This window comes from Aquitalea sp. FG25, assembly GCF_057809375.1.
The window spans coordinates 42,855-68,407 of sequence record NZ_JBMDJV010000023.1; the positions used below are offsets into that span (position 1 = coordinate 42,855).

Below are 25,553 nucleotides of genomic sequence, written 5' to 3' on the forward strand. Positions count from 1 at the left end.
GGCGAACAGGGAGTGGCAAATGGCGGAAGAAGAGTACGAAATCGCGGGTTTACATGAAAAGCTGCTGGAAGAAGAGGCAGAAAAAGGCCAGCTGGCGCAGAAGATTGCCTTGTTGACTGCCATTCTGGCCACGATTGGTGCGGTATTCAGCTACCAGAGCGGTGCTAAGCAGAACGAAGCCTTGTTTCTGAAAAACCAGAGCATTCTCAAACAGGCCGAGGCCTCTGATGCCTGGGCTTACTATCAGGCCAAATCCACCAAGGCGCATCTGGATCAGTTGGCGCTGGTGCTGGTGACTGACCCGGCGCAGCAAGCCCGTTACCAGGCTGACCTGCAAAAGCAGCAAGCGCAGCAGGCCGAGCAGCTGAAGCAGGCTAAAGCCTTGCAGGAGGCGTCGCGCCAGCTGAGTGAAGAATCGGAAAAGGTATTACGGCCGCACGAGCGCATGGCGCTGGCGATGACGCTGATCCAGATTGCCGTTGCCATGGCATCCATCACTGTGCTTACCCAGCGGCGCTGGCTGCTGGCTGTTTCTTTGGTTTCGGCCTTGGGCGGTATAGGCCTGGCGTTGAGTACCTGGCTATAGCACAAGCGTGCGCAGCGGGGGCTGTCATCCGCCAATAACCCTGCTGCGTTGTAGACAATGGCTGCCAGCGATTGGGCTGACATGCCTGCAACCGGCGGGCGGCAAGCGCGGGAGAGGCCCGCAACAAGAAAGGCAATGCAGTGCAACAAGACGACGCCGGACAAGCGGCAGCAACAGGGCAGGGCGCATCACGCAGCAACTGGGCGCAGCGAGTGGATTATTACCTGGATGTAATGGGCATGCGCGGCAAGGGTTTGCTGCTGTTGGGTGGCCTGCTGGCCACTGGCTGGATCATGGCCGGCATTTACAAGGTACAGCCGGACGAACAAGGTGTGGTGTTGCGCCTGGGCCGCTGGGTGGATACCACGCAGGCTGGCTTGCATTACCACCTGCCATGGCCGATCGAAACCGTCATGCTGCCCAAGGTTACCCAGGTCAAGCAGCTGAAGCTGGCCAATTTGTATGACGGGGTAACCACAGATTCCACCGATCCGCGCGACAAGCAGATGCTGACCGGCGACGAAAATATTGTCGAGGCCGATGGCGTGGTGTACTGGCGCATCAAGGATGCCGGGCAGTTTTTGTTCAAGGTGAACAACCCGGAAACCTCGCTGCGTATTGCCGCTGAAAGCGCCATGCGTGAGGTGGTGTCGCGCACTCCCATTCAGGCGGTGATGTCCAACCGCCGCCAGCAGGTGGCCGATGAAACCCGTGAGTTGCTGCAAACCCGGCTGGACCAGGCACAAAGTGGCATTTTGGTGACGCAGGTGCAGTTGCAACGAGTGGACCCGCCAGCCGCAGTGATCGACGCCTTCAACGATGTCCAGCGCGCCCGTGCCGACCAGGAGCGCGCCCGTAACGAAGCCCAGGCCTACAGCAACGACATTCTGCCCAAGGCGCGTGGTGATGCCGCCCGCATTCTGCAAGAAGCACAGGCTTACCAGAGCCAGGTGGTGAACCTGGCGCAAGGCGAGGCCAAACGTTTTGATTCGGTGTACCAGAGTTATGCCCAGGCCAAGGATGTCACCGCTTGGCGCTTGTATCTGGACAGCATGGACGAGGTATTGAAGAAGGCCAGCAAGGTGGTGGTGGATTCTTCTGGCAAGAACGGCAATGGCGGCGTGCTGTCGCTATTGCAGCTGCAAGACAAAGACAAGGCAAAAGCCAGCAAGGAGACCCGCTGATGGCCACTTCCTACAAGGGCGCGGGCATTGTGGCCGCGCTGGCCGCCGTGTGGCTGCTGTCTTCTTCTTTCTACACCCTCAGCGAGGGGCAAAAAGGCCTGATCATCCGCCTGGGCGCCCCTATCGACGTGGATGCCGAGCCCGGCCTCAAGTTCAAACTGCCGCTGGTGGACAGCCTGCAGTTTTACGATGTGCGCCTGCAAACGCTGGCCCCGCCGCCGGAACAGATCATCCTGGGCGATGAAAAACGGGTAGAGGTGGAAACCTATACCCGCTACCGCATTGCCAACCCGCTGCGCTTTTATCAGGCGCTGCGCACCGAAGACCAGGCCAAGCTGCAACTGACCCAGCTGGTCAGCACCTCGCTGCGGCGCGAGCTGGGCAAGGTGCCGCTCAAGGCGCTGTTGTCCGAGGAACGTACCCGCATCGTGCAGCAGATCCAGCAGGAAACCGCCACCCGCGCCGGCTCGCTGGGCATCGAAGTCACCGAAGTACGCCTGCACCGTGCCGACCTGCCGCTGGAAACCAGTCAGGCCATTTACGACCGCATGAAGTCAGCCCGCCAGCAGGAGGCCAAGGAGCTGCGTGCCCAGGGTGCGCAATGGGCGCAGGAAATCCAGGCCAAGGCCGAGGGCGAGCGTACGGTGATTCTGTCCGAAGCCCAGCGCCAGAGCGCCATCATCCACGGTGAGGGCGATGCCCAGGCCAACCGCATTCTGGCAGCCGCCTTTGGCAAGGACCCCAAGTTCTACAAGTTCTACCGTTCCTTGCAGACTTACCGCCAGGCGCTGTCGGATTCTGCGCCCACACTGTTGCTGACGCCGGATTCCGCCTTGTTGCATGACTTCCGCAACGGCCCGGCCAGCGGCAAACCATGACCACGCTGGCCTGCGCCGTGCGTATCCTGTCGCCGCGCCTTGGCCGCCTGCAGCGGCTGGCGGCCACGCTGGGGCCGGGGCTGGTGGTGATGCTGGCGGATACCGATGCCGGCAGCGTGCTCACCGCCGCGCAGAGCGGCGCGCAATGGGGCTACCGTTTGCTGTTGTTGCAGTTTCTGATCATTCCGCTGCTGTTTATCGTGCAGGAACTGACGGTGCGGCTGGCGCTGTCCACCGGCAAGGGCTATGGCGAACTGGTGCTGCAGCGCTTTGGCCGAGGCTGGGCCTGCTTGTCTACCTGTGCCTTGATCCTGAGCTGCTTTGGTGCCTTGCTTACCGAGATGAGCGGTCTGTCCGGGGTGGCACAGCTATATGGCGTGCCGGTATGGCAGAGCGTCAGCCTGCTGGCCGTGTTGATCTTCCTGATGGTGTGCAGTGGCAGCTACCGCAAGGTGGAGCGGGTTGCCATGCTGTTTGGCCTGGCGGAACTGGCTTTCCTGTGGATGGCGTGGCACGCCTACCCTCGCTGGCAGCACATCAAGCTGCAATGGCTGGCCATGCCGCTGCACGATACTGCTTATCTGTATCTGCTCGCCGCCAATCTGGGGAGCAGCGTGATGCCGTGGACGGTGTTTTATCAACAGTCTGCGCTGATCGATAAAGGGTTGAATCTGGATGATCTGCGCGCCGCGCGCATCGACACCATGCTGGGTGCCGTGCTGTGTCAGCTGATTACGGCTGCGGTGCTGATGGCGGCCGCTGCCGTCTTTGCCGGTCATGGTGGGGTTGTGCTGGATACCATACCAGAACTGGCCAATGCCTTTGGTGCCGCGCTGGGGCCGCTGGCCGGGCGGCTGCTGTTTGCGCTGGCACTGAGCGGCGGGGCCTTGGTGGCCACCATTGTGGTGTGTCTGTCGGCAGCCTGGGCGTTGGGCGAGCTGGGGGGGCGGCATCATGCCCTGGCCGAGCACCCACGGCAGGTGCCGTGGTTCTATGGCGCCTTTGCCCTGCTGTTGCTGCTGGCTGCGCTGGTGGTGGCCAGCAGCCCAAGCCTGGTGCGCTTGTCGATTGCCACTGCCGTTCTCAACGCGGTGTTGCTGCCGCTGGTGTTGGGTTTCCTGTACCGGCTGGCACGCGGTGAGCTACCGCCAGCCTTGCGTCTGCAAGGACTGTATGCCGTGCTGGTGGCGGTGCTGTTTTTACTGGCCGGTGGCCTTGGTCTGTTTGCCGGGTTTGCCGGTGTCCTGGCTGCCTGAAGCAGCAGGCCATATTGCAATGGAAGGGTGGTAATGGAGCTGGATGGTTTGATGCAGGCACTGGGCATGACACTGCAAGTGTTTTTCCTGGATCTGATTCTCAGTGGTGATAATGCGCTGGTGATTGCCGTGGCCTGCCGCTCGCTACCGCCACAGCTGATGCGCAAGGCGGTGATGCTGGGGACGGGCTTTGCCATATTGCTGCGTGTGCTGCTGACCACCGTGGTGGGTTTTCTGCTGCAAGTGCCGCTGCTTAAGCTGCTGGGAGCAGCCTTGCTGATCAGCATTGCCATCAAGCTGTTGCTGGGGGATGACGAAGCCGACGGTCAGCCCGGCACCACTGCAGACAGCCGCCAGCTGTGGTCGGCGGTATCGGTGGTGGTGATGGCCGATCTGGTGTTGAGCCTGGACAATGTGGTGGCGCTGGCTGCCGCCGCGCAGGGCAGTGTGCTGTACCTGATTCTTGGTTTGTTGTTCAGTGTGCCGCTGTTGATGTATGGCAGCTTGCTGATTGCCAGGCTGCTGAATGGCTACCCGCTGCTGCTGCCATTGGGTGCCAGCTTGCTGGCCTGGGTGGCGGGGCAATTGGCAGTCAGCGACCCGCTGCTGGCTGACTGGGTGAATACCCAGGCTCCGGCCTTGCAAGTGGTATTGCCAATGTTGTGCGTGGTGTTTGTGCTGGTGGAAAGCCGCATCATCCGTGAGCGTGCCCCCGGACTGACGCCGCCGCCGCCACTGGGCTGGCTGGGTGCGCTGACCAGTCGACTGGCCAGGATTGGCGAGGCAGGAGAAACTGCCAGCACGCTGGTGCAAGACAGCGGCCCTGCCGGGCACTATACGTCCGCGCTGGCCGAGGCTGCCAGCGCCAGCCCGTCCCAGGCTGACCGGGCCGAAAAGGCCGAGACCCGTATCGAGATGCTGCCGGTACAGCCCTTGGCGGCTGCCGAGGTGCAGCTATCCACGCCCGTCGCTTCTGCTGCCGCCACGCCGGAGCGCGCACCACGCAGCGATGGCCTGCTTGCTTCGCCACGCATGGCTTTGTTGGTGAAGCTGCTGCTGGGGCTTGCCGCGCTGGTGGGCATTTGCGCGCTGGGCTGGCTGCTGTTCCATCTGCTCAGTCAGGGCTTTTTGCCCACTCCCACGCCCAGCCACAAAGTAAAACATTGATGGTCAGGAGCAGGCACTGCATGGCAAACCGCTGGCCTGTTGCGCCAGCCTTGCTTATTCTGCGGGCCATCCGTCCATCATGACCTCGGCGCGCGCCAGCTGGCTTGCGCTTGTTGAAGGATCATCCGCATGTATCGTTATCTATCTGTTGCCGTCTTGCTGGGCCTGAGTGGCTGTGCCGCCACGGTAGCCCCGGTCACCCCGCCGGCTCCCACGGCTCCCGCCCCGGTATTGCGCCCGGCCCCGATGCCGGACCCGCAAAGCCTGCTGCCCGCCCCGGTCGTCAAACCGGTACCGCCTGCCCCGTTTGCGGCCCCGGTCAGCAAGCCGGTGCCGCTGCCGCTGCAACCGGCATACAACAATGAACAGGAAGGCAGCGCCTTGCTGGACAAGCTGTTGCCGCGTGGCATTCCGGCACGGCGCGAGTGGCATGGCGACATCATGACCGCCTTTACCCATCTGAAGATTCCGTATGCACCGCAATACTTCTGCGCGGTGCTGGCGGTGGCGGAGCAGGAGTCCGGCTTTAATCCCGACCCGGTGGTGCCGAATCTGTCCAAGATTGTCTGGGGGCAGATTGAAGAGCGGCGGCAGAAGTATTTCATCCCCTCGCTGGTGGTGGATGCCGCCATGCTGAAGAAATCGCCCAATGGCCAAAGCTATAAAGAGCGGGTGAATGCACTGCGCACCAAGAAGCAGATGAATGCCTTGTTTGAAGACATGATCCGCGAACTGCCGTTTGGCCAGACCATCTTCGAGCACAAGAACCCCATCCGCGATGGCGGGCCAATGCAGGTAAGCGTGGCCTTCGCCGAAACCCAGGTGCGCGCCTGGCCGTATCCCTACAGCTATACCAGCTTGCGCGACGAAGTATTCAACCTGCGCGGCAGCGTGTATTTCGGCACGGCCATCCTGCTGCAATACCCCATCAGCTATCCGGACATGGTGTACCGCTTTGCCGACTACAATGCCGGGCGCTATGCCAGCCGCAATGCTGCCTTCCAGCAGGCGGTACAGCACCTGAGCGGGAAGAAGCTGGCGCTGGATGGCGACATCATGCTGTACAGCGACAAGATGAACCGTGTGTTGTCCGGTGCCACCAGCGACACCCAGCGCGCGCTCAATGGCCTGGCTGGGCGCTTGCGCATGAGTCCGGACGAAATGGCGCGCGACCTGCGCCAGGAGAAACTGGCGGCCTTCGGTCAGACCGAGCTGTACAAGCGGGTATTTGCCCTGGCCGAGCAGTCCGGCAGGGCTGCGCCGCGTCAGATCATCCCGCAAATCGTGCTGGTCAGCCCCAAGTTCACCCATCAGCTGACCACCGAATGGTTTGCCCGGCGGGTGGATGGCCGTTATCAGAAGTGCATGGCGCGCGGCGCGGCATCCTGAGCGTCAGCACAGCGGGGGTTTTTACCACGATAATTGGGTAGGCGTAGCGCTACGTTGTATGATGTTGGCAAATTTTACCGGATTTTGCCATGGCAACCTTGCTACGCCCCCTTGTCCTTACCGCTGTGCTGGTGAGCGGCACCCTGGCCAGCGCTTCCAGCATTGTCACCTTCAGCCCGCAAGGTGAGATCAAGACACTCAGCCAGGTTCGCGCCAGTTTCAGCGACAGCATGGTGGCGCTGGGCAATAGTGCCGCCGCCGCGCCATTCAGCTGGTCGTGCTCGCTCAAGGGCCAGGGGCACTGGGTGGATGACAAAACCTGGGTGCTGGACATCAGCGCCATGCCGCCGGCCAATACCGATTGCCGCTTCACGCTTAAACCCGGCCTGAAAGACATGCAGGGTGGCGTACCTGGCGGTGCGCGCCAGTTCCGCTTCTTTACCGGGTTGCCGGTAATCAGTAATAGCTGGCCGGATCCCGGTCATATCGAGGACGATCAGGTTTTTGCCGTGCAGTTCAATGCACGGGCGGCAGAGGCCGGCCCCTTGTTCTGCCTGTCTTCGGCCTCGCCGGAACGCTTGCCGGCACAGCCGGTCAGCGCGGCCGAGCGCGGCATCCTGCTCAAGCATCTGCGGCTGGAGAGCGAGGCCGCCAGCGTGGCCACCGTGCGCTGCAGCCAGCGCCTGCCGGCGGATAGCAAGCTTACCTTGCTGCATCCGCGTGGCAATGCCACGGCGGACAAGCTCAATTTCCAGGTGCGCGCCCCCTTTACGGCCGCCCTGAGCTGCCAGCGCGAAAATGCACGCGGTGCCTGCATTCCCTTTGCCCCGCTTACCCTCAACTTCACTTCGCCGGTACCGGAAAAGCTGGCCATGGCCATTCGCTTGCGCGGCAGTGAGGGGGAGCGCAAGCCGGCAGCGGTGAAAAACAGCCATGGCGAACCGGTGGACAGCGTGCGCTTTGATCCGCTGTTCCCGCCATTGGCAAACTTCAGCCTGGTGTTGCCGGACAAGCTGCGTGACGAGGTTGACCGCCCGCTGGCCAATGCCGCCCGCTTTCCGCTGGCGGTGAAGCTGGCTGACTATCCGCCACTGGCCAAATTTGCCGCCGCCCCTTTCGGCATTATCGAATCCGGCCCGGACGCCGCCTTGCCGATTACCCTGCGCGGGGTGGAAGCCGGTCTGAACATCAAGACGGTGCAACTGGGTGGCCAGGCGCTGCGCTTGTCCGACGACCGGCAGATGCTGCAATGGCTGAACAAGGTGGAGCGCTACCATGAGTCGCGCATTCCCAACAAGGCGGGCAAGGAGGTGGAAAGCCGACGGCTGTCGTTGCTGAGCCACGAGCGTGCCGCCCAGCCACTGAAGCTGCCCACCCAGCCGGATGCCAAAGGCAAATGGCCGTTCGAGGTAGTTGGTATTCCGCTGCCCAAGCCGGGCCTGTACGTGGTAGAGGTGTCCTCACGCCTGCTGGGCAAAGCGCTGCTGGCGGCGGACAAACCGATGTATGTGCGCACGGCGGCCCTGGTCAGCAATATGGCGGTGCACCTGAAGCGTTCACCGGAAAATGCGGCGGTGTGGGTGACAACCCTGGACAAGGGGCGGCCGGTTCCGGATGCGCGCATCGCCGTGTATGACTGCAAGGGCAGCACGCTGTGGCAGGGCCGTACCGACAGCAAGGGCGTGGCCTTTATCGGCAGCCGGCTGGACGAGGGCAGCTGCGAGCACGGCGACGAGCAGTCCCCCGGCTTGTTCGTCACTGCCCATGCCCGTGATGCCCAGGGCAATGAAGATGTGTCCTTTGTCCGTTCCAGCTGGAACCAGGGTATCGAGTCCTGGCGTTTTCCCTTCCCCACGCGCGGCGACGCCGCCCCGGCTCTGCTGGCACACAGCATTCTTGACCGCAGCCTGTTGCGTGCCGGTGAAACCGTGTCGATGAAGCACTTGCTGCGGGTGCAAAGCAGCCGTGGCCTGTCGCTGCTGAAAGCCGGGCAACTGCCGCAGCAGTTGCGCATTGTGCACGATGGCAGCAGCGACGAATACGTGCTGCCGCTAAGCTGGCGGCAAGGGCGTTATGCCGAAAGCAGTTTTACCTTGCCGCGCGAGGCCAAGCTGGGCGAATACACGCTTTATCTGGAACGCAAGGGCAGCCGCAGCAGCGGGGACACGGCCCAGGCGTCCAGTCCGGAGCTGGATGGGTACTCGCTGCACAGCGGTAGTTTCCGCGTGGAAGAGTTCCGCTTGCCGGTAATGCGTGGCCGTATCAGCAGTGCACGCGATGCCGGCATTGCCGCCAGCAGCCTGCCGCTTAACGTATCGCTCAGTTGGGGCAACGGCGGCCCGGCCAAAGGCTGGCCGGTGGAAGTCAGCGCCATGCTGACGGAAAGCTACGGCCACTGGAAGGGCTACGACGACTACAATTTTTCTGCGCCGCAACGCAGCCGCGAACAGCGCGACAGTTCGCTGGATGGCAAGGTGGTGCTGGACAAGGCGGCGGTAGTGCTGGATGGCAACGGCAACGGCAAAGCCATGGTCAACAGCCTGCCCAAGCTGGACCGCCGCTACGATCTGCAGGCCGAAGCCGCCTATCGCGACCCGAATGGCGAGGTGCAGACCATCAGCCGCCGCCTGGCCTTGTGGCCATCCGCGCTGCAACTGGGCATCAGCGTGGAAAGCTGGATGAACAGCGGGCGCGAAGTCCCGCTCAAGGTGGTGGTGCTGGATACCACCGGCAAGCCGGTGGCTGGCCGCAAGGTGCAGGTCAGCCTGCGCGAGCATCGCTATCTGTCCAGCCGCAAGCGGCTGGTGGGCGGTTTCTACGCCTGGGAACACAATGAAGAAGTGGTGGACAAGGGCCAGGTATGCAGCGGCAGCAGTGATGCTCGTGGTTTGCTGTTGTGCGACATCAGCCTGAAAGATGTCGGTGAGATGGAGCTGGTGGCCCAGGCACAGGACGACAAGGGCAATCTGGCACAGGCCGCCCAGCAAGTGTGGGTGAGCGAGCATGACGAGCTGTGGTTCGATGTCGATAACAACGACCGTATCGATGTGCTGCCGGAGAAAACCGACTACGCCCCCGGCGATATCGCCCGCTTCCAGGTGCGCATGCCTTTTCGCAAGGCCACGGCCTGGGTGGGTATCGAGCGCGACGGCATCATGGAAACCCGTGTGCTGGAACTGGAAGGCAAGCAGCCGGTGATCGAACTGAAGGTGGAGCCGGACTGGACGCCCAATGTGTATGTGTCGGTGCTGGCCATCCGTGGCCGGGTGCGCGAGGTGCCGTGGTATTCCTTCTTTACCTGGGGCTGGAAAACCCCGGGCGAGTGGTGGGATGCCTACTGGCATGAAGGGCGGGATTACACCCCGGCCACGGCGCTGGTGGATCTGGCCCGGCCTGCCTTCAAATATGGCATTGCCGAAATCCGTGTCGGTGATGCCGCCAAGCGGCTGGCGGTGGAAGTCAGCCCGCTGCGCAAGAGCTATGGCATCCGTCAGCCGGTAGAGGCTGACATCAAGGTCAAACTGCCCAATGGCAAGCCGGCACCAGCCGGTACCGAAGTGGCTTTTGCCGCCGTGGACGAAGCCCTGCTCGAACTGCAGCCCAATCGCAGCTGGGAGCTGATGCAGGCCATGTACCAGCGCCACAGCTACGGGGTGGAAATTGCCACTGCGCAGCAGCAGGTGGTGGGCAAACGCCACTTTGGCCGCAAGGCGCTGCCGCCGGGTGGCGGTGGCGGCAAGGCACCCACCCGCGAACTGCTGGACACCCTGCTTAGCTGGCAGCCCCGCGTGGTGCTGGATGCCAATGGCCACGCCCGAGTGCGTTTCAATACCAATGACGCCCTCAGCCGCTTCCGCCTGGTGGCGGTGGCCGATGTCGGGCGCGATCAGTTTGGCACCGGCGAGGCTGGCATCAATGTGGTGCAGGATGTGCAAATCAGCGCCGGCATTCCGCCGCTGGTGCGCAATGGCGACCAGCTGCAGGCTGGCATCACCGTGCGCAATGGCAGCGACCACCCCTTGCAACTGCAGGTGCAGGCTACGGCTGAAGGCTTGCCCTCATTGCAGCCGCAAATCATCAGCCTGCCGGTGGGCGAGTCGCGCTGGGTGAGCTGGCCGGTGACGGTGCCAGCTGGTCTGGCGCAGTTGAAATGGCAATTCCAGGCTAGCGAACGCAATGGCAAGGCCAGCGACCGGCTGGCAGTATCCCAGCCGGTAGAACCAGCCGTGCCGGTGACGGTGGAACAGGCCAGCCTGCAACGGCTGGCTCCGTCCTTGTCCCTGCCGGTAGCCTTGCCACCCACAGCGCTGCCGGGGCGTGGCGGCTTGCGCATCAAGCTGCAGGATCGCCTGGGCAGCAGTTTGCCCGCAGTGCGGCGCTGGTTTGCCGACTATCCCTATCACTGCCTGGAGCAACGTAGTGCGGTGGCGCTGGGGCTGGGCGACAAGGCGGCCTGGCAGGTGATCGGGCAGGAGCTGCCGCTGTATCTGGATGGCAACGGCCTGGCGGCCTACTTCCCGCTGGGTGAGGGGGCGCCTGACCGGGGCAGCGATATCCTGACCGCGCATCTGCTGGCCGTGGCGCACGAAGCCGGGGCCAACCTGCCGCAAACCGGCAGCCAGCGCATGCTGGACGGGCTGACTGCCTTTGTCGAAGGCCGCATCAAGCGCGAGCTGCTGTCCTCACGCCAGGATCTGGATGCGCGTCGGCTCAATGCCATGGAGGCGCTGGCGCGCTATGGCCGCTTCCGTCCGGCCATGCTGGAAGTGCTGGAGCTGAACCCGCAGAAAATGAGCACCGCCATGCTGCTGGACTGGCTGAGCCTGCTGGATCGTGCTGCCACCATTCCGCAGCGTGGCAGCCGGCTGGTGGAGGCGACCAATCTGCTGCGGGCGCGGCTGACTTATCAGGGCAGCCGCATCGGCTTTACCACCGAGGCCGCCGACAACGCCTGGTGGTTGATGGGAAATGGCGATGTCAATGCCGCACGCCTGTTGCTGCTGGCCAGCCGCCGGCCAGAATGGCAGGCCGATGTGCCACGCCTGCTCACCGGCCTGCTGGCACGGCAGAACAAGGGCCATTGGCAGACCACCACGGCCAATCTGTGGGGCAGTCTGGCGTTGGCGCAGTTCTCGCGTCAGTTTGAAAACACGCCGGTCAGCGGCAGCAGTACGCTGAGCCTGGAAGGCAGCAGCCAGAAGCTGGCCTGGCCGCAGGCAGGCAATCAGGCTGCCGTGTTGTTACCGTGGCCGACTGGCGGACGCGGCACGCTGCAACTGAGCCATCAGGGCAGCGGCGCACCCTGGGCCACGGTGCAGGCCGAAGCGGCGGTGGTGTTGAAGAGCCCGCGCTACGCCGGTTACAGCATCCGCAAGACGCTCACCCCCATCAGCCAGCACACTGCCGGCCGTTATCAGGTGGGCGATGTGGTCAAGGTGACGCTGGAGATTAACGCGCAGAGCGACATGAGCTGGGTGGTGGTGGATGACCCGATTCCGGCCGGGGCCAGCATCCAGGGCAGCGGGCTGGGGCGGGATTCGCAAATCGCTGGCGCAAGCACACGGCAGGGCGACAGTGCCGACTATGTCGAACGCCGCTTTGCCGGTTATCGCGCTTATTACGGTTTTGTCCCGCGCGGCCAGCTAAAGGTGGAATACAGCATGCGGCTGGGCAATGCTGGTCTGTTCCAGTTGCCGCCGACGCGGGTGGAGGCGCTGTATGCGCCCGAGGTGTTTGGCATGTTGCCCAATGCAGCGTTCCGGGTGATCGATGGCCAGTAAGCGGACGGGTGCTGCGCTGCTGCTGGCGGCGCTGCTGGTGAGCGGCCCCTGCCTGGCGCTGCCCGGCTTTGCGCAAGTGAAGGCGGCGTGGCGCGCGTCGGATGTCATCGTGCAAGACCGCCACGGCCAGCCGCTGCAACGCTGGCGGGTGGACAAGCAGGGGCGGCGGCAGGACTGGGTCAGCCTGGCCGATACCTCGCCGGCCTTGCGTCAGGCGCTGGTGTTGTCCGAAGACAAGCGCTTCTATCAGCACAGCGGGGTGGACTGGTCCGGCGTGGCCGCCGCCGCCTGGGGCAATTTGTGGAACACCCGCACCCGTGGGGCCTCCACCCTCACCATGCAGTTGGCTGGCCTGCTGGATCAGCAACTCAAGGCCGGGCGTAATGGCCGCAGCCTGTGGCAGAAAGTCGGCCAGAGCTGGTCTGCCGCCAGGCTGGAGCAGGATTGGAGCAAGGCGGAAATCCTGGAAGCCTACCTCAACCTGGTGGCCTTCCGTGGTGAGCTGGTGGGCCTGTCTGCCTTGTCGTCCACCCTGTTTGGCAAGCTGCCTTCCGGGCTGAACCAGGAAGAATCCGCCATTACCGTGGCGCTGATCCGCGCGCCTAATGCAGCAGCGGAAAAGGTGTCGGCCCGCGCCTGCCAGTTGCTGCACGATCTGGGCCAGCCCGCGCGCTGCGATGTGGTGGCCATCCATACCAGCCAGGCACTGGCGCGCAGCCGCGCTGCCAATCCGCAGGCCGAACAGGATGCGCCGCACTTTACCCGCAAGCTGTTGCAGCGCCAGCCCATGGCGCAGGGCGGGGTGGTGCGCAGCACGCTGGACCAGACCCTGCAGCGCTATGCCACGGCGGTGCTGCGGCGGCAATTGGCGGCACTGGCGCAGCGCAATGTGCAGGATGGTGCGCTGGTGGTGCTGGACAATGCCAGCGGCGACATCCTGGCCTGGGTGGGCTCCAGCGGTGCCGGTCTGTCCAGTGCCGCCGAGGTGGACGGGGTCACCGCGCTGCGCCAGGCCGGCTCCACCCTGAAGCCCTTCCTGTATCAGCTGGCCTTGCAGCGCCGTTACCTGACGGCAGCCTCCTTGCTTAATGACAGCCCACTGGACTTGCAGACCGGCAGTGGCTTATATGCGCCGCAGAATTATGCCAAGGACTTCAAGGGATTGGTGTCGGCCCGCACCGCACTGGCGGCCTCGCTGAATGTACCCGCCGTGCGGGTGATTGAAATGGTGGGGCCGCAGGCGCTGCGCGACCGTTTGACACAACTGGGGCTGAGCAGCCTGCAACAGGACGGTGAGTATTACGGCTACAGCCTGGCACTGGGCGCGGCTGACATCCGTCTGCTGGAACTGGCCAATGCCTACCGCACGCTGGCCAATCAGGGGCGTGCCTCGGCACTGCGCTGGACCATGGCCGACCCGCCGCCGCGCTGGCAGCGGCAGCTGGATGCCGCCAGCAGCTTCATCATTGCCGACATCCTGTCCGACCGCACCGCCCGTGCGCGTACTTTTGGTCTGGACAGCGCGCTGTCCACCCGTTACTGGAGCGCGGTAAAAACCGGCACCAGCAAGGATATGCGCGATAACTGGGCGGTGGGTTTCTCGCGCCAGTTCACCGTGGCCAGCTGGGTGGGCAACAGCAATGGCGAACCGATGTGGGATGTATCCGGCATGCATGGTGCCGCGCCGATCTGGATGGCGGTGCTGGACAAGGCACAAAGTGCCGCCGGGCCATCGCTGCCGCCGTCCGCGCCTGCCGGGGTAGTGCGCCAGCAGGTGCGTTACCGTGGCGGGGAGGAGGCTGAACGGCAGGAGTGGTTCCTGGCCGGCAGCCAGCGCAGTCTGATCGAGAGCGCGGACAGCAAGGCCACGGCACAAAATCCGGGCATCGTCTCCCCGGTGGATGGCAGTATTTTTGCCATCGATCCGGATATTCCACCGGCCAATCAACGGCTGCTGCTGCGCGCACGTGGCGTGGTGGCGGCACAGTGGTGGCTGGATGGAAAATTGCTGGGCAAGGGCGCGGTGCTGCGCTGGTTCCCCTGGCCGGGGCGGCACCGGCTGGAGCTGCGCGATGGCAAGGGAAACAAGGTAGAGGCTGTCAGTTTTGAGGTGCGGGGTGCCATGCTCAAGCCACCGGCCAGGCCGCCGGGGCGGAGCACGCCACCCAGCGCATCCCGCTAGGCCCGCAGCCCTGCTGCACCGGGTGTAGACAGGGGCGGGCCTGCGGATTGCCGTGCTACCAGTTCAACTGGGTCCAGCCGTGCTGTGCTGCCACGGCGGTTAGCTTGGGGTCGGCATTTACCGTGTAAGCCACTTCCACGGCCTGTAGCAACGGCACGTCGTTGATGGAGTCGCTGTAACCGTGGCTGCCGCTCAGGCTTTTCCCATGTTGCTGCAGCCATTGTTGCAGACGAATCACCTTGCCGTGCTGATAGGTCATCACGCTGTGGGTGTGGCCGGTGTAGCTGCCATCCGCAGTGGCCAGACAGATAGCCAGGAAGTCATCCGCCCCCAGATAACGCGATATCGGCCCCACCAGATGCTCGCCGGTGGCGGAGATAACCAGCAAGGTGCGGCCCTCGGCCTTGTAGCGCGCCAGTGTTTCCCGCGCCGCCGGGAAAACGATAGGGGCGATCTTGTCGGCAATGAAGCGCTCCACCCACTCGGCAATTTCCACCACACTGCGCCCCTGCATCGGTTGCAGGGTGAAGTCCATATAGTCTTCCATGCGCAACTCGCCCCGGCGGTAGGCCGCCATCAGCTCGGCCTCGCGCGGCAGCATGTCGGCGGCAGCCAGGCCGTGCTCCACCATGAATTGCAGCCACAGGCTGGAGCTGTCGCCGTCGGTAAGGGTGTCGTCCAGATCGAAAATGGCCAGCATCAACGCACCTCGCGCATATCGTCACGGCTGATTTGCAGGCGCACTTCGGTGCCAGCCGGCATCAGGTCGCTGGCGGTACGGTTCAGCCGGTCCACTTGCAGGGTGACGCCGCCGCTTTCAATCTGGTAACGGATGATGTTGCCCAGCAACTGGTGCTGGCGGATGGTGCCAGCCAGGGTGTCGGCCTGCTGGCTGTGGGCGTCCAGCACGTGGATGGATTCCGGGCGGATGGCCAGGTGGCCGTTGATGTTCAGCCCCAGCAGGCGCTGGCTGTCGGCTGCGCCTAGCAGATTGTAATTACCCATGAAGCGGGCCACAAATTCGGTGGCTGGCTGGGTGTACACCATTTCGGCGCGGCCTTCCTGCTCCACCCGGCCCTGGTTCATCACAAAGATGCGGTCGGACATGGTGAGCGCTTCTTCCTGATCGTGGGTGACAAAGATGGTGGTCAGGCCCAGACGGCGCTGAATGTCGCGGATCTGCTCGCGCAGGTTTTTGCGGATGCGCGCGTCCAGTGCCGACAGTGGCTCGTCCAGCAGCAGGATGCGCGGCTCCACTACCAGTGCGCGCGCCAGTGCCACCCGCTGACGCTGACCGCCGGACAACTCGTGCGGGAAGTGGTTTTCCTTGCCGGACAGTTCCACCAGCTTGATGACTTCTGCCACCTTGCGGGCGATTTCCGCGCCATCGCATTTACGCATCTTCAGGCCAAAGCCGATGTTCTGCGTCACGTTCATATTGGGAAACAGCGCATAGCTCTGAAACACCATGCCGATGCCGCGTTTTTGCGGCGACTGGTGGGTGATTTCATCGCTGCCGACGCAGATGCGGCCAGAGGTAGGGGTTTCAAAGCCGGCAATCATGCGCAGCACGGTGGTTTTGCCGCAGCCGGAAGGGCCGAGGAAGGTAACGAACTCGCCCTGTTCGATGCTCATATTGAAGTCGTGCACCACGACATGGTCGTCAAAGCGCTTGTGCAGATTATTGATGGTGAGGTAAGCCATGTGTGTTCCTTGAATTCAGTCTGGGCTCAGGCCGTCTTGCGGGCCGGGCGGGCATTGCGGGCGAATACCTGGATCAGCCCCATCGAGGCCCAGGTCACCAGGAAGGCGATGATGGCCAGTGCCGACGGTTCGTAAGCGCGGTTGGCACCGATCAGTTGCAGATAAGGGCCAAAAGCCGGGCGGCCCAGCAGGCTGGCCATGGTGAATTCACCAATCACCACCGCAAAGGTGAGAAAAGCCCCGGACAGGATGGCCGACTTCACATTGGGGAAAATCACCTGCAGCAAGATGCTGGGCCAGCTGGCACCCAGGCTTTCGGCGGCTTCGGTCAGGGTGCGCACATCAATGGCGCGCAGACCGGCGTCGATCGAGCGGTACAGATAGGGCAGGGCCAGCGTGACGTAGCTGCACATCAGCAAAAAGTCGGTGGCACGGTCATTGCCGGTCAGCGGCAGCCAGGAGCTGCTGTTGTACAGCTTGAGGTAGCCAAACACGATGACGATGGCCGGAATCACCAGCGGCAGCAGGGTGATGAACTCCACCAGCGGACGCAGGCGCGGCAGTTTCAGCTGAATCCAGTAGGCGGTGGGCACCACCAGCACGATGCCGACGATGATGGTGAGCACCGCCATCAGCGTGGAATAGCCAAAGGTAGCCTGAAAGCCGGGGTCGGCCAGTACCACCTTGTAGGCTTCAAAGCTGTAGCCGTCGCGGTTCATTTTCAGGCTGAACTCAAAGGTGGCAATCAGCGGCAGCAGAAAATAAATGGTGCCGATGGCAATGGCCACCCAGGCTCCCAGTCGCGATGTCGATTTCATTCACGCCCCCTTTCGGCGCGGCTGCGCAGCCAGATATAGCCGGCATTGGACAGGCCGGTTACCACAATCATGCCCAGTGCCAGCGCATAGCCCAGGTTCTGGTCGTGCAGCACGTCGCCGCGAATCTGCGCATACAGCAGGATGGGCACGATATTGAGCGAGCTGCCGGTCAGCGCATAAGCAGTGGCCACCGCGCCAAAGGCATTGGCAAACAGCAGCAGGGTGGAGCCCAGAATGCTGGGCCACAGAATGGGCAAGGCAATATGCCACCAGTAGGCAAGGCTGCTGCCGCCCAGGCTTTCGCAGGCTTCGCGCCATTCGGCACGCAGGCCGTCAATGGCCGGGGTGACAATCAGCACCATCAGCGGAATCTGGAAATACAGATAAGTCAGCGTCAGGCCAATGAAGCTGAGAATGGAAAAGCCGGTGCTGTACAGGTCGAAGTCGGCATAGTTGCGCAGCAATACCGTCACCAGACCCATGCGGCCCAGGGTGGACAGAAAGGCAAACGACAGCGGAATACCGGCAAAGTTGGAGGCTACGCCGGAGAAGGTCATCAGCGTGGGGCGAATCCAGGCGGGCAGGCCACCCTGAATTGCCGCCAACGCCAGCAGCAGGCCGATCAGGCTGCCGCCCAGCGCCGAGGCGGCACTGACTTCAAAGCTGATCCAGTAGGCCGACAGAATGCTGTCGTCAAACAGTTTGGCGATATTGCCCAGGGTGAAATGGCCGTTGGCATCCTGAAACGCACCAATCATCAGCGTGGCGGTGGGCAGGATGAGAAACAGCAGGGCAAACAGGAAAAACGGCATGACACCCAGCCAGTTGAAGGCAGACAGCGTCAGCCCCTTGCGGGAATGACCGGCCTGCGGCGCTGGGCTGTGGGTGACGGAATCGGGTGATGTGGGCATCCGTGGTGCAGCCTCGTAAAGAAAGGGAAGCCCGGCATGAGCAGGGGTACTGCCGTGCTGTTGTGCTGCCTGGTGGGCAGGTCGGGTCTGTCCCGGTGACGGGATGGAATCAAAAACCGTCATGGCCACGGTGCTTGCGGCCATGACGGCGGGGGTGAATCAGCCGTGCAGGCTTACTTGACGTTGCTGCCCACTACGCTGTCCCACTGTTTGGTAATGGTGGCCTTGTACACTTCCTGCTGTTCCAGGGTGGGGAACACGGCTTTCTTGTAGTTGGCGGCGGCCGGCAGCTTGGACAGCAGTGCAGCCGGCACTTTCTTGCGGGCAGCCAGGTCGTTGAAGCGGCTGGGGTGGCAGTAGCCCTTCAGCCAGCCCAGTTGGCCTTCGTCGGAGTACAGGTATTCCATCCACAGTTTGGCGGCGTTCGGGTGCGGGGCGTAGGCGCTGATGGCCTGTACGTAAACACCGGCCACCACGCCGGACTTCGGCACCACCACGGCCACTTTCGGGTTGCCCTTCAGGGTGTCGCGGTCGGCCAGGGCGTTGTAGTCCCAGCGTACGATGATGGGGGTGGTGCCCTGGGCCAGCGAGGCAGCCTTGCCGATTACCGGCACGAAGTTGCCGTTCTTGTTCAGTTGCGAGAAGAACTTCAGGCCGGCATCGGCGGCCTTGGCCGGGTTGCCACCGGCTTGCGACAGGCCGGCAGCGTACACGCCCATGATGGCCTGGTTGGCGGTGCGCGGGTCACCGGCCAGCGCCACGGCATTCTTGTATTCCGGCTTCAACAGGTCAGACCAGTCAGCCGGTACCTTCTTGATGATGTCGGTGTTTACTTCAAACGCCAGCACGCCGTAGTAGTCGCCGTACCAGTAGCCGTCCTTGTCCTTCACCTCTGCCGGAATGCTGTTCCAGGTGGAAACCTTGTACGGCTGGATCAGCCCGGCTTCCTTGGCTTGCGGGCCAAAAGACAAGCCAACGTCAATCACGTCCGGCGCTTGCGGACCCTTATTGCCCTTGTTGGCCTTGATGGCCTCAACCTCGTCACCGGAACCAGCATCCGGGTTCAGTTCGTTTACCTTGATGCCGTACTTGGCCTTGAAGCCGGCCACCAGGTCACCATAGCCACACCAGTCATGCGGCAGGGCGATGGTGGTGAGTTCACCTTCCTGCTTTGCTGCCTTGATCAGGCTGTTCAGATCCTGTGCGTGCACAGCGGAAGCACCAACACTCAGTGCGGACAAAACAACTGCGGCCATCAGCTTCTTGTTCATTGGTTCAATCCTTTGGACTAGGTCAATTGAGCAGGGCGATCTTAGGCAGTGCAGATGACGAGATGATGTGCGGCAAGTTTCAGTTGCGTGTCAGTTGCATGAAGTCTCAGGATCGACCTGTTCTGGCCATAAACCGACATGCTGTCGCGCTGCTGTCATGCAGGTCTGCTAAACACTAAGCTGACCTTAACTTTTAGTGGACTAGGCCAGATCATGGCGACAGAAAATAATCAGACTCAGGTGGCCCAAATACGACAGTCCTTGCTGGCACAGATTGGTGTTGGCCTGCTGCCGCCAGGCGGCAAGCTGCCCTCGGAACGCACCCTGTCGCAACTGTTTGATACCACCCGCATTACGCTGAAAGACGCCTTGCTGGCCTTGGAGGCGGAAGGCTGTATCTACCGAGAAGACCGACGTGGCTGGTTTGTGGCACCCCCCCGGCTGGAATACAACCCGCAATATCGGGTGCATTTTCAGCAAATGGTGCAGCAGCAGCAACGACGGGTGGATACCCGCGTGCTGTCATCTCGCAGCATGGTGGCGGCGCCGGAAATCAGCCAGCGCCTGCAATTGCCCGCGCTGGCGCGGGTGCTGCAAATTTGCCGCCTGCGCAGCCTGGATGGCAGGGTGGTGTTGTATGTCGAACACTATCTGAAGCCGGAATGCTTTCCCGGCATCATGCAGGAAGATTTGTCACAGTCGCTGACCGAGCTGTACCAGACCAGCTACGGCCTGCAATACCGCCGCTCCCGCTTTGACATCACCCCCACCGCCGCGCGCGGTGACGTAGCCCAGGCGCTGATGCTGGCCGAGGGCTCGCCCATCCTGCGCATTGCCCGCGTCAATTACGACCAGCAGCAGCGCATTATCGACTGCGATATCGAATACTGGCGGCATGACGCCATCCGCGTCACGGTAGACAGCCAGGTAGCGACCGATAGCGGAGAATTGGCAGCAGCCACCATGCCAATGGGTTGAAGTGTCTTGCTATCGTACAAAAGCGGCATCAATTAACAATTGCACACAATTTCATTACAAATGCTTACCAAGTGATACAGCCGAGCAACAGACTCACCGCTGTGCCGGGGTCATGCTGCTTACCATGGCTCATAACAAGGAGAGACCCTGATGAAATGTTCAATGTCCAGACCTGGCCGCTGGCTGTTGCTGGCCATGGCTACGGCCAGCCTATCCGCCTGTGTGGTTACGCCAACCCGCACCCAGGTGGTGTACAAGCCGGTGCCGGTGGCCGCCGCCCCGCACTGGAACCCGGCCGAGCATCCTTATTACGGCCATGCCATGAGTGATCTGCGCCAGGCGCGCGCCCTGTTGGCACGGCCAGATGTACCGCCGGTGCAGGATGATGAGCGCTGGGCTGTCGGTGCCATCGATGCTGCACTGAAGGAAATGGCCCAGGCATCCATTCAGGATGGCAAGAATCCGTGGCAAATCCCTGCGCCTGATGCCCGCCTGAACCCCACCGACCGCTTCCATCAGGCTCTGCAGCTACTGGAGCAGGCCAGACGGGATGCCAGCCATCGCGAAGACGACCCATGGGTACGCGATCTGCAAGGCCGCATCCTGCACCACATAGACGATGCGCACCGCGCCACCCAGCAGGCCATTGCCGACGCCTTGCGCTAAGTCCCGATAACAAAACCTCCGCTCCAGCGTTGCAGCGCCTTGCCGTACTCCATGTACTGTCTGCGGCGGCGCGCCTTGGCCCGGGTGCTCTGCGAGGTTTTGTTCGCGGTTCTGCGCCGCCCGTTTTTCCTGAACCATTGCAACAACAATAAAACCGCTTGCAACCCTGGGAGATCACAATGTCTACCTTGAAAAAATCACTGGCCGCCCTGTTGCTGGCCAGCTCCGCTCTGGTGCTTACTTCCGCAGCACAAGCCGATGACTGGCATGGCAATGATTGGCATCCAGACATGCAGCGCGAATGGCATGACGGCATGCCCTGGCGCTTCGAGCAGCATCATTGGCATCCGGACGAGCATCCCTACTATATGCATGCCATGACCGACCTGCGCCTGGCGCGTGACCTGCTGGCCCATCCCGACCTGCCACGCGTGGAGCAGGGCGAGCGCCGCGCGGTTGATGCCATCAACCAGGCGCTGCATGCCATGCACGATGCCGCCATCGACGATGGCAAGGACCCCTTCCAGCGCCTGCCGCCTGATGCCCAGTACCGCCCGGATGACCGCTTCCACCAGGCACTGCGTCTGCTGGACAAGGCGCGGCAGGATGCCAGCCATGAAGAGGATGACCCCTACCTGCGCGGCCTGCAGCATTACATCATCGGCCAGATCGGCACGGCCCAGCACGCAGTGGACGACGCCATCAATCAAGCCCTGCGCTAAACCGGCAGTCAGCTTCCCGCCCCCGTCACAGCCATGCTGTTGCGGGGGTTTTGTCATGGTGGGAATGCCGCAAATGGGCGGGTTTTGCGCTACCATGCCCGCTGTTTGATGTTGACCAAGGATGCAACCATGACCCGCCTGCTCATCCTCTATACCGGTGGCACCATCGGCATGGACCACACCCCGGAGGGCCTGGCCCCTGTTCCCGGCCTGCTGCCGCGCCTGCTGGAGCGTTTCCGCAGCCCGGTGCTGGACTTTGATGTGGTGGAATACCCGCAGCTGATCGACTCCTCCGCCATCGTTCCGGCCCAGTGGCAGCAGTTGATCGATGATTTGGTGTCCCGTTATGCCAACTACGACGGTTTTGTGGTGATCCACGGCACCGACACCATGGCCTATACCGCCAGCGTGCTGGCCTTTGCCCTGCAAGGCCTGGCCAAGCCGGTGATTGTTACCGGCGCGCAACTGCCGCTGGTACACCCGCGTTCGGATGGCTGGAGCAATCTGGCCGATGCGCTGGAAGCCGCCAGCCAGCCGGACTTGCATGAAGTGTGCATTGCCTTCAACCGCCTGCTGCTGCGCGGTTGCCGCGCCCGCAAGCTGGATGCCGCCAGCTTTGCCGGCTTTGACAGCCCCAATGCCCCGCCGCTGGCCACGTTTGGTATCCAGGCTCACTGGCAGCGCCAGCACTGGCGGGCGGCCAGCCAGCCCTTCCAGCCGGTAACGCTGGATGCCTCACTCAAGGTGGCTGCACTGTTTCTGACCCCTGGCCATGGGGCCGCATTTGCCGGGCAGGCCATGCAGAATAATGCGCTGGATGCAGCGGTATTGATGAGTTATGGCAATGGCAATACCCCGGCAGATCCAGCTCTGCTGGAAGGTGTGGCCGCGCTGAGTGCCCGTGGTGGTGCAGTACTCAACATCAGCCAGGTGGTGCACGGTGCGGTGGAGGTGGGGGCTTATGCCGCCAGTCAGCCACTGGCGCGTGCCGGTGCCATTGCCGGGGCCGACCTCACGCCGGAGGCGGCCAGCGCCAAACTGCTGGTGTTGCTGTCGCAGGGCTGGCGTGGCGCGGCATTGCGGCAACAACTGAGCAAGGTGATGGTGGGGGAGAGTAGCTAGCCACGACTTGCTACCGTGAAGACAAGGCGTGCCCGTGGCACGCCTTTTTTCTTGCCGGAACGCGGGTAGTGGTTGCCTAAAAAACAGGCAGTCCAGATTTATGCTGAGGCATCAGTGACTTGCCATGCTTATCCACACCCCCTCCACATAGCGGTACACGGCAGGCGTGGAAAAAAGTCATTCCTTGCACAAAAAACAGGCAGTGGTGCAAACACCTTTTAGTCTCAGTGACTTAAGTTGTTTGTCCACAGATCACACACAAGCCTGTCCCCGGCGGGTGTGCAAAAACACGGCCTGGTGATCCACGGCCATGGCGCTGGCCAGGATAAGCCGCTGCATCATGGATTGATTAAAAAATAGGCACAGCAAAAAATTACATGCTGATTCATGCACTTGTCGGACTTGCCCACAGGCGGTGCACAAGCCTGTCCCCGCAGGGTGTGTAAAACTCAGATTAAGCTGTTGTTTAGCGGCTGCGCTGCTGATGATGTGTCAGCAAGAACAAGCAAACGGCGCGTGTTTGCTGCGCCAGTGGGAGATTGCCTAAAAAACAGGCAGTGCTGAAAGCATCTGGTGGATCAGTAACTTAGCGCAGTTTCCCACAGACCGTGCACAAGCCTTTCCCCGGCAGATGTGCAAAAGCATCAATCCGGCGGTGCTGCCGGAGGTGACAGGGCGCCGCTGTAAATGGCTGCGTATTTGCCTAAAAATTGAGCAGTGTGAAAAAGTGCTTTGTTGTTCAGCAACTTGCCGGTCTTGTCCACAGCTCACACACAGGGCTGTCCCCGCTGGCGGTGAGAAAAGCAGCCAGCGCAATATAAAACACGGGCAACACTACTGAAGCACAGGCAAGCCGACGTATAATTACACTCTTTGGCAGCGGGTTTGCCGTGAGCATCATCCACCGAATTGCCGTGGTCGGGCCTGAGTCCTGCGGCAAGAGCACACTGGCCGCCCAACTGGCGGCAGCCATGCGTGCACAGGGACTGCGTGCCGCCCATGTGGCGGAATATGCGCGTGCCTACTATGCCGACCGCCCGTATCAGGTGGCGATGACCGACATCGAGGCCATTGCCTGTGGACAATTGCAGGCCGAGGCGGCTGCCGCCAGCCAGCACGACTGGCTGGTGTGCGACACCACGGTACTCACTTGCAAGATATGGGCCGAAGTGGCGTTCGGGCAGGCATCGCCCGCCTTGCTGCAGTATTACCGGCCACAGGACTATGTGCTGACCCTGCTGACGGCAACAGATATCCCCTGGCAGCCAGACCCGCTACGCAGCCATCCGGCCGAGCGCGACTGGTTGTTGAGTCTGTATCAGGCCGAACTGGCGGCTGTGGGTATTGTTCCGGTATTGCTGCACGGTAATGAACAGCAACGCCTGCAACAGGCCTGGCATGCTGTGCGGCAACTGCCTGACTGGGGTGGAAATAGCTTAAAAAATAAGCAGCCCTGACAAAGTCTTTAACTTTCAGGGCCTTGTTCTGCTTTTCCACAGGCCGCTCACAGCCCTGTCCCGTCAGGGGGTGGAAAACCTGAAGACGCTGCCTAAAAAACAGGCGGTGCCGATTTATGCTTTTTGCTCAAATAGTTGCAGGTCTTGTCCACAGGCGGTGCACAAGCCTGTCCAGAATGGATGTGTAAAAATGAATGAAACCTTTCAATTGCGTAATGAATACATCGCCCTGTGCGATTTGCTGAAAACCTGCAGCGTGTGTTCATCCGGCGGCGAAGCCAAACATTTCATTGCCGAGGGCAATGTGGCGGTGGACGGTGTGCAAGAGCTGCGCAAAACCTGCAAGATCCGCCCAGGACAGGTGGTGAGCGGTGAGGGCTTTACCATCACGGTGGTGGCGGCCTGATGTCCGAGGCCGTGTTGCCGCCGGATGACGATCCGATGCCAGAACCACCGTTCGAGGTGACGGACGACATGTGCTGCGGCAGTGGTTGCGACCCCTGCATTCTCGATACCTATTACGCCGAGCTGCGCGACTATCGCAGTCGGCTTGCTGCCTGGCAGGCGCGTCAGCAGGCCCGGCACAGCAAGGACGGAAACTGATCCATGGCCAGTATCGATCTGCATTTTCATTCCCATGCCTCCGACGGTGCCTTGCCGCCCGCCGAGGTGATCGCCCGCGCCGCCGAGCGCGAGGCCACGCTGGTGGCGCTGACCGACCACGACTGTACCCATGGCCTGGCCGATGCCCGCGTCGCTGCCGCAGCCAACGGCGTGGATTTTCTCAATGGCGTGGAAGTGTCCGTCACCTGGAATGGCAAGCACACCGTGCATATTGTCGGGCTGGGCATCGACCCGGAGCATGCGGCCCTCAAGGCTGGTTTGCAGTCCATCCGCGATGGCCGGGTGCAGCGGGCGCAGGAAATGTCCGACTCGCTGGCGCGCATCGGCATCCATGGCGCGTTTGCCGGTGCCATGGCCGTGTGCGAAAACCCGGAAATGATAGGCCGCACCCACTTTGCCCGTTTCCTGGTGAATAGCGGCGAGGTGAAAGACGTGCGCACCGTATTCCGCAAATACCTGACACCGGGCAAACCTGGCTATGTGCCGCACGAATGGGCGCACCTGGCCGATGCCGTGGGCTGGATTGTTGCTTCTGGCGGCGTGGCGGTGATTGCCCATCCTGGTCGCTACGATATGGGACGCACGCTCACCGAGCGGCTGATCCTGGATTTCAAGGACGCCGGTGGCCAGGGTATCGAAGTGGCCAGCGGCAGCCACAGCCTGGACGATATGCACAAGTACGCGCTGATCGCCCAGCGTTACGGATTGCTGTCCAGCGCCGGCAGCGATTTTCACGCACCGGGCGAAGGTGGCCGCGACGTGGGCCGCACTGATGACCTGCCGCCCATCTGCCAGCCGGTGTGGCAGGCATTGCAAGAACGCATCATCCGCGCCCCGCGCGCGGCATAAACCAACATA

21 protein-coding genes are annotated in these 25,553 nt (G+C 62.3%); 16 read left to right on the forward strand and 5 right to left on the reverse strand.

Annotation, left to right across the window (positions count from 1 at the left end; genetic code table 11):
- The first annotated feature begins 19 nt into the window (after nt 1-19).
- The 8 genes from ACODR9_RS18580 (at nt 20) to pbpC (ending at nt 14,422) form a co-directional block, all read left to right on the forward strand.
- On the forward strand, nt 20-586 hold the full coding sequence (locus ACODR9_RS18580; RefSeq protein ID WP_488811137.1) for a DUF4337 domain-containing protein: 567 nt from the start codon (nt 20-22) through the stop codon (nt 584-586).
- A 140-nt stretch (nt 587-726) separates the two neighbouring features.
- Nucleotides 727-1,770, forward strand: a complete 1,044-nt coding sequence (gene hflK / locus ACODR9_RS18585) for an FtsH protease activity modulator HflK (protein WP_488811139.1) — start codon at nt 727-729, stop codon at nt 1,768-1,770.
- On the forward strand, nt 1,770-2,648 hold the full coding sequence (hflC, locus tag ACODR9_RS18590; protein WP_488811141.1) for a protease modulator HflC: 879 nt from the start codon (nt 1,770-1,772) through the stop codon (nt 2,646-2,648). The genes hflK and hflC overlap by 1 nt, the downstream gene beginning before the upstream one ends.
- The gene (locus tag ACODR9_RS18595) at nt 2,645-3,904 is read left to right on the forward strand and encodes an NRAMP family divalent metal transporter (protein WP_488811143.1); all 1,260 of its coding nucleotides are present in this window, start codon (nt 2,645-2,647) and stop codon (nt 3,902-3,904) included. The genes hflC and ACODR9_RS18595 overlap by 4 nt, the downstream gene beginning before the upstream one ends.
- Before the next feature lie 33 nt (nt 3,905-3,937).
- The gene (locus tag ACODR9_RS18600; protein ID WP_488811145.1) at nt 3,938-5,071 is read left to right on the forward strand and encodes a YjbE family putative metal transport protein; all 1,134 of its coding nucleotides are present in this window, start codon (nt 3,938-3,940) and stop codon (nt 5,069-5,071) included.
- Nucleotides 5,072-5,200: 129 nt separating this feature from the next.
- Nucleotides 5,201-6,460, forward strand: coding sequence for a DUF1615 domain-containing protein (locus ACODR9_RS18605; protein ID WP_488811147.1), 1,260 nt, complete (start codon nt 5,201-5,203; stop codon nt 6,458-6,460).
- Between the two features lie 89 nt (nt 6,461-6,549).
- Entirely contained in the window at nt 6,550-12,240 is a 5,691-nt protein-coding gene (locus ACODR9_RS18610) for an alpha-2-macroglobulin family protein (protein ID WP_488811149.1), read from the forward strand.
- Nucleotides 12,230-14,422, forward strand: a complete 2,193-nt coding sequence (gene pbpC / locus ACODR9_RS18615) for a penicillin-binding protein 1C (RefSeq protein ID WP_488811151.1) — start codon at nt 12,230-12,232, stop codon at nt 14,420-14,422. Before ACODR9_RS18610 ends, pbpC begins: the two co-directional genes overlap by 11 nt.
- Before the next feature lie 55 nt (nt 14,423-14,477).
- Here the strand turns inward: pbpC and ACODR9_RS18620 are convergent, their stop codons facing one another.
- The 5 genes from ACODR9_RS18620 to ACODR9_RS18640 all read right to left on the reverse strand — a co-directional run bounded on the left by ACODR9_RS18620 (nt 14,478) and on the right by ACODR9_RS18640 (nt 19,126).
- Nucleotides 14,478-15,122, reverse strand: a complete 645-nt coding sequence (locus ACODR9_RS18620; protein ID WP_488811153.1) for an HAD family hydrolase — start codon at nt 15,120-15,122, stop codon at nt 14,478-14,480.
- Entirely contained in the window at nt 15,122-16,126 is a 1,005-nt protein-coding gene (locus ACODR9_RS18625; RefSeq protein ID WP_488811155.1) for an ABC transporter ATP-binding protein, read from the reverse strand. Before ACODR9_RS18625 ends, ACODR9_RS18620 begins: the two co-directional genes overlap by 1 nt.
- A 26-nt stretch (nt 16,127-16,152) precedes the next feature.
- Nucleotides 16,153-16,944 carry an ABC transporter permease gene (locus tag ACODR9_RS18630; protein ID WP_488811157.1) on the reverse strand — a complete coding sequence of 264 codons (792 nt, stop codon included), beginning with the start codon at nt 16,942-16,944 and terminating at the stop codon, nt 16,153-16,155.
- Nucleotides 16,941-17,855, reverse strand: coding sequence for an ABC transporter permease (locus ACODR9_RS18635; protein WP_488811159.1), 915 nt, complete (start codon nt 17,853-17,855; stop codon nt 16,941-16,943). Before ACODR9_RS18635 ends, ACODR9_RS18630 begins: the two co-directional genes overlap by 4 nt.
- Before the next feature lie 173 nt (nt 17,856-18,028).
- A complete protein-coding gene (locus tag ACODR9_RS18640; RefSeq protein WP_488811161.1) occupies nt 18,029-19,126 on the reverse strand; it encodes an ABC transporter substrate-binding protein in 1,098 nt (365 codons plus the stop codon).
- 240 nt (nt 19,127-19,366) lie between these two features.
- Between ACODR9_RS18640 and ACODR9_RS18645 the strand changes: the two genes are divergently transcribed.
- The 8 genes from ACODR9_RS18645 (at nt 19,367) to ACODR9_RS18680 (ending at nt 25,544) form a co-directional block, all read left to right on the forward strand.
- On the forward strand, nt 19,367-20,104 hold the full coding sequence (locus tag ACODR9_RS18645; RefSeq protein WP_488811163.1) for a UTRA domain-containing protein: 738 nt from the start codon (nt 19,367-19,369) through the stop codon (nt 20,102-20,104).
- 162 nt (nt 20,105-20,266) lie between these two features.
- Nucleotides 20,267-20,770, forward strand: a complete 504-nt coding sequence (locus ACODR9_RS18650; RefSeq protein WP_488811165.1) for a hypothetical protein — start codon at nt 20,267-20,269, stop codon at nt 20,768-20,770.
- Between the two features lie 179 nt (nt 20,771-20,949).
- Nucleotides 20,950-21,492 (forward strand): hypothetical protein, encoded by a 543-nt coding sequence (locus ACODR9_RS18655; RefSeq protein ID WP_488811167.1) that lies wholly within the window; start codon nt 20,950-20,952, stop codon nt 21,490-21,492.
- 129 nt (nt 21,493-21,621) lie between these two features.
- Complete coding sequence (locus tag ACODR9_RS18660; protein ID WP_488811169.1) at nt 21,622-22,614, forward strand: asparaginase; 993 nt, start codon at nt 21,622-21,624, stop codon at nt 22,612-22,614.
- 890 nt (nt 22,615-23,504) lie between these two features.
- Nucleotides 23,505-24,071 carry an AAA family ATPase gene (locus tag ACODR9_RS18665; RefSeq protein ID WP_488811171.1) on the forward strand — a complete coding sequence of 189 codons (567 nt, stop codon included), beginning with the start codon at nt 23,505-23,507 and terminating at the stop codon, nt 24,069-24,071.
- A 190-nt stretch (nt 24,072-24,261) separates the two neighbouring features.
- Nucleotides 24,262-24,477: an RNA-binding S4 domain-containing protein gene (locus ACODR9_RS18670; protein WP_488811173.1), complete on the forward strand. Its 216-nt coding sequence runs from the start codon at nt 24,262-24,264 to the stop codon at nt 24,475-24,477.
- Entirely contained in the window at nt 24,477-24,674 is a 198-nt protein-coding gene (locus ACODR9_RS18675; protein WP_488811175.1) for an oxidoreductase-like domain-containing protein, read from the forward strand. The genes ACODR9_RS18670 and ACODR9_RS18675 overlap by 1 nt, the downstream gene beginning before the upstream one ends.
- 3 nt (nt 24,675-24,677) lie before the next feature.
- Nucleotides 24,678-25,544 (forward strand): 3',5'-nucleoside bisphosphate phosphatase, encoded by an 867-nt coding sequence (locus tag ACODR9_RS18680; RefSeq protein ID WP_488811177.1) that lies wholly within the window; start codon nt 24,678-24,680, stop codon nt 25,542-25,544.
- The last annotated feature ends 9 nt before the right edge of the window (nt 25,545-25,553 follow it).

Excerpts from the sequence above, each read along its gene's own strand:
- ACODR9_RS18580 (WP_488811137.1), top strand. The coding sequence starts at position 20 with ATGGCGGAAGAAGAGTACGAAATCGCGGGTTTACATGAAAAGCTGCTG.
- hflC (WP_488811141.1), top strand. The coding sequence starts at position 1,770 with ATGGCCACTTCCTACAAGGGCGCGGGCATTGTGGCCGCGCTGGCCGCC.
- ACODR9_RS18595 (WP_488811143.1), top strand. The coding sequence starts at position 2,645 with ATGACCACGCTGGCCTGCGCCGTGCGTATCCTGTCGCCGCGCCTTGGC.
- ACODR9_RS18600 (WP_488811145.1), top strand. The coding sequence starts at position 3,938 with ATGGAGCTGGATGGTTTGATGCAGGCACTGGGCATGACACTGCAAGTG.
- ACODR9_RS18605 (WP_488811147.1), top strand. The coding sequence starts at position 5,201 with ATGTATCGTTATCTATCTGTTGCCGTCTTGCTGGGCCTGAGTGGCTGT.
- ACODR9_RS18610 (WP_488811149.1), top strand. The coding sequence starts at position 6,550 with ATGGCAACCTTGCTACGCCCCCTTGTCCTTACCGCTGTGCTGGTGAGC.
- pbpC (WP_488811151.1), top strand. The coding sequence starts at position 12,230 with ATGGCCAGTAAGCGGACGGGTGCTGCGCTGCTGCTGGCGGCGCTGCTG.
- ACODR9_RS18620 (WP_488811153.1), bottom strand. The coding sequence starts at position 15,122 with ATGCTGGCCATTTTCGATCTGGACGACACCCTTACCGACGGCGACAGC.
- ACODR9_RS18625 (WP_488811155.1), bottom strand. The coding sequence starts at position 16,126 with ATGGCTTACCTCACCATCAATAATCTGCACAAGCGCTTTGACGACCAT.
- ACODR9_RS18630 (WP_488811157.1), bottom strand. The coding sequence starts at position 16,944 with ATGAAATCGACATCGCGACTGGGAGCCTGGGTGGCCATTGCCATCGGC.
- ACODR9_RS18635 (WP_488811159.1), bottom strand. The coding sequence starts at position 17,855 with ATGCCCACATCACCCGATTCCGTCACCCACAGCCCAGCGCCGCAGGCC.
- ACODR9_RS18640 (WP_488811161.1), bottom strand. The coding sequence starts at position 19,126 with ATGAACAAGAAGCTGATGGCCGCAGTTGTTTTGTCCGCACTGAGTGTT.
- ACODR9_RS18650 (WP_488811165.1), top strand. The coding sequence starts at position 20,267 with ATGTCCAGACCTGGCCGCTGGCTGTTGCTGGCCATGGCTACGGCCAGC.
- ACODR9_RS18655 (WP_488811167.1), top strand. The coding sequence starts at position 20,950 with ATGTCTACCTTGAAAAAATCACTGGCCGCCCTGTTGCTGGCCAGCTCC.
- ACODR9_RS18660 (WP_488811169.1), top strand. The coding sequence starts at position 21,622 with ATGACCCGCCTGCTCATCCTCTATACCGGTGGCACCATCGGCATGGAC.
- ACODR9_RS18670 (WP_488811173.1), top strand. The coding sequence starts at position 24,262 with ATGAATGAAACCTTTCAATTGCGTAATGAATACATCGCCCTGTGCGAT.
- ACODR9_RS18675 (WP_488811175.1), top strand. The coding sequence starts at position 24,477 with ATGTCCGAGGCCGTGTTGCCGCCGGATGACGATCCGATGCCAGAACCA.
- ACODR9_RS18680 (WP_488811177.1), top strand. The coding sequence starts at position 24,678 with ATGGCCAGTATCGATCTGCATTTTCATTCCCATGCCTCCGACGGTGCC.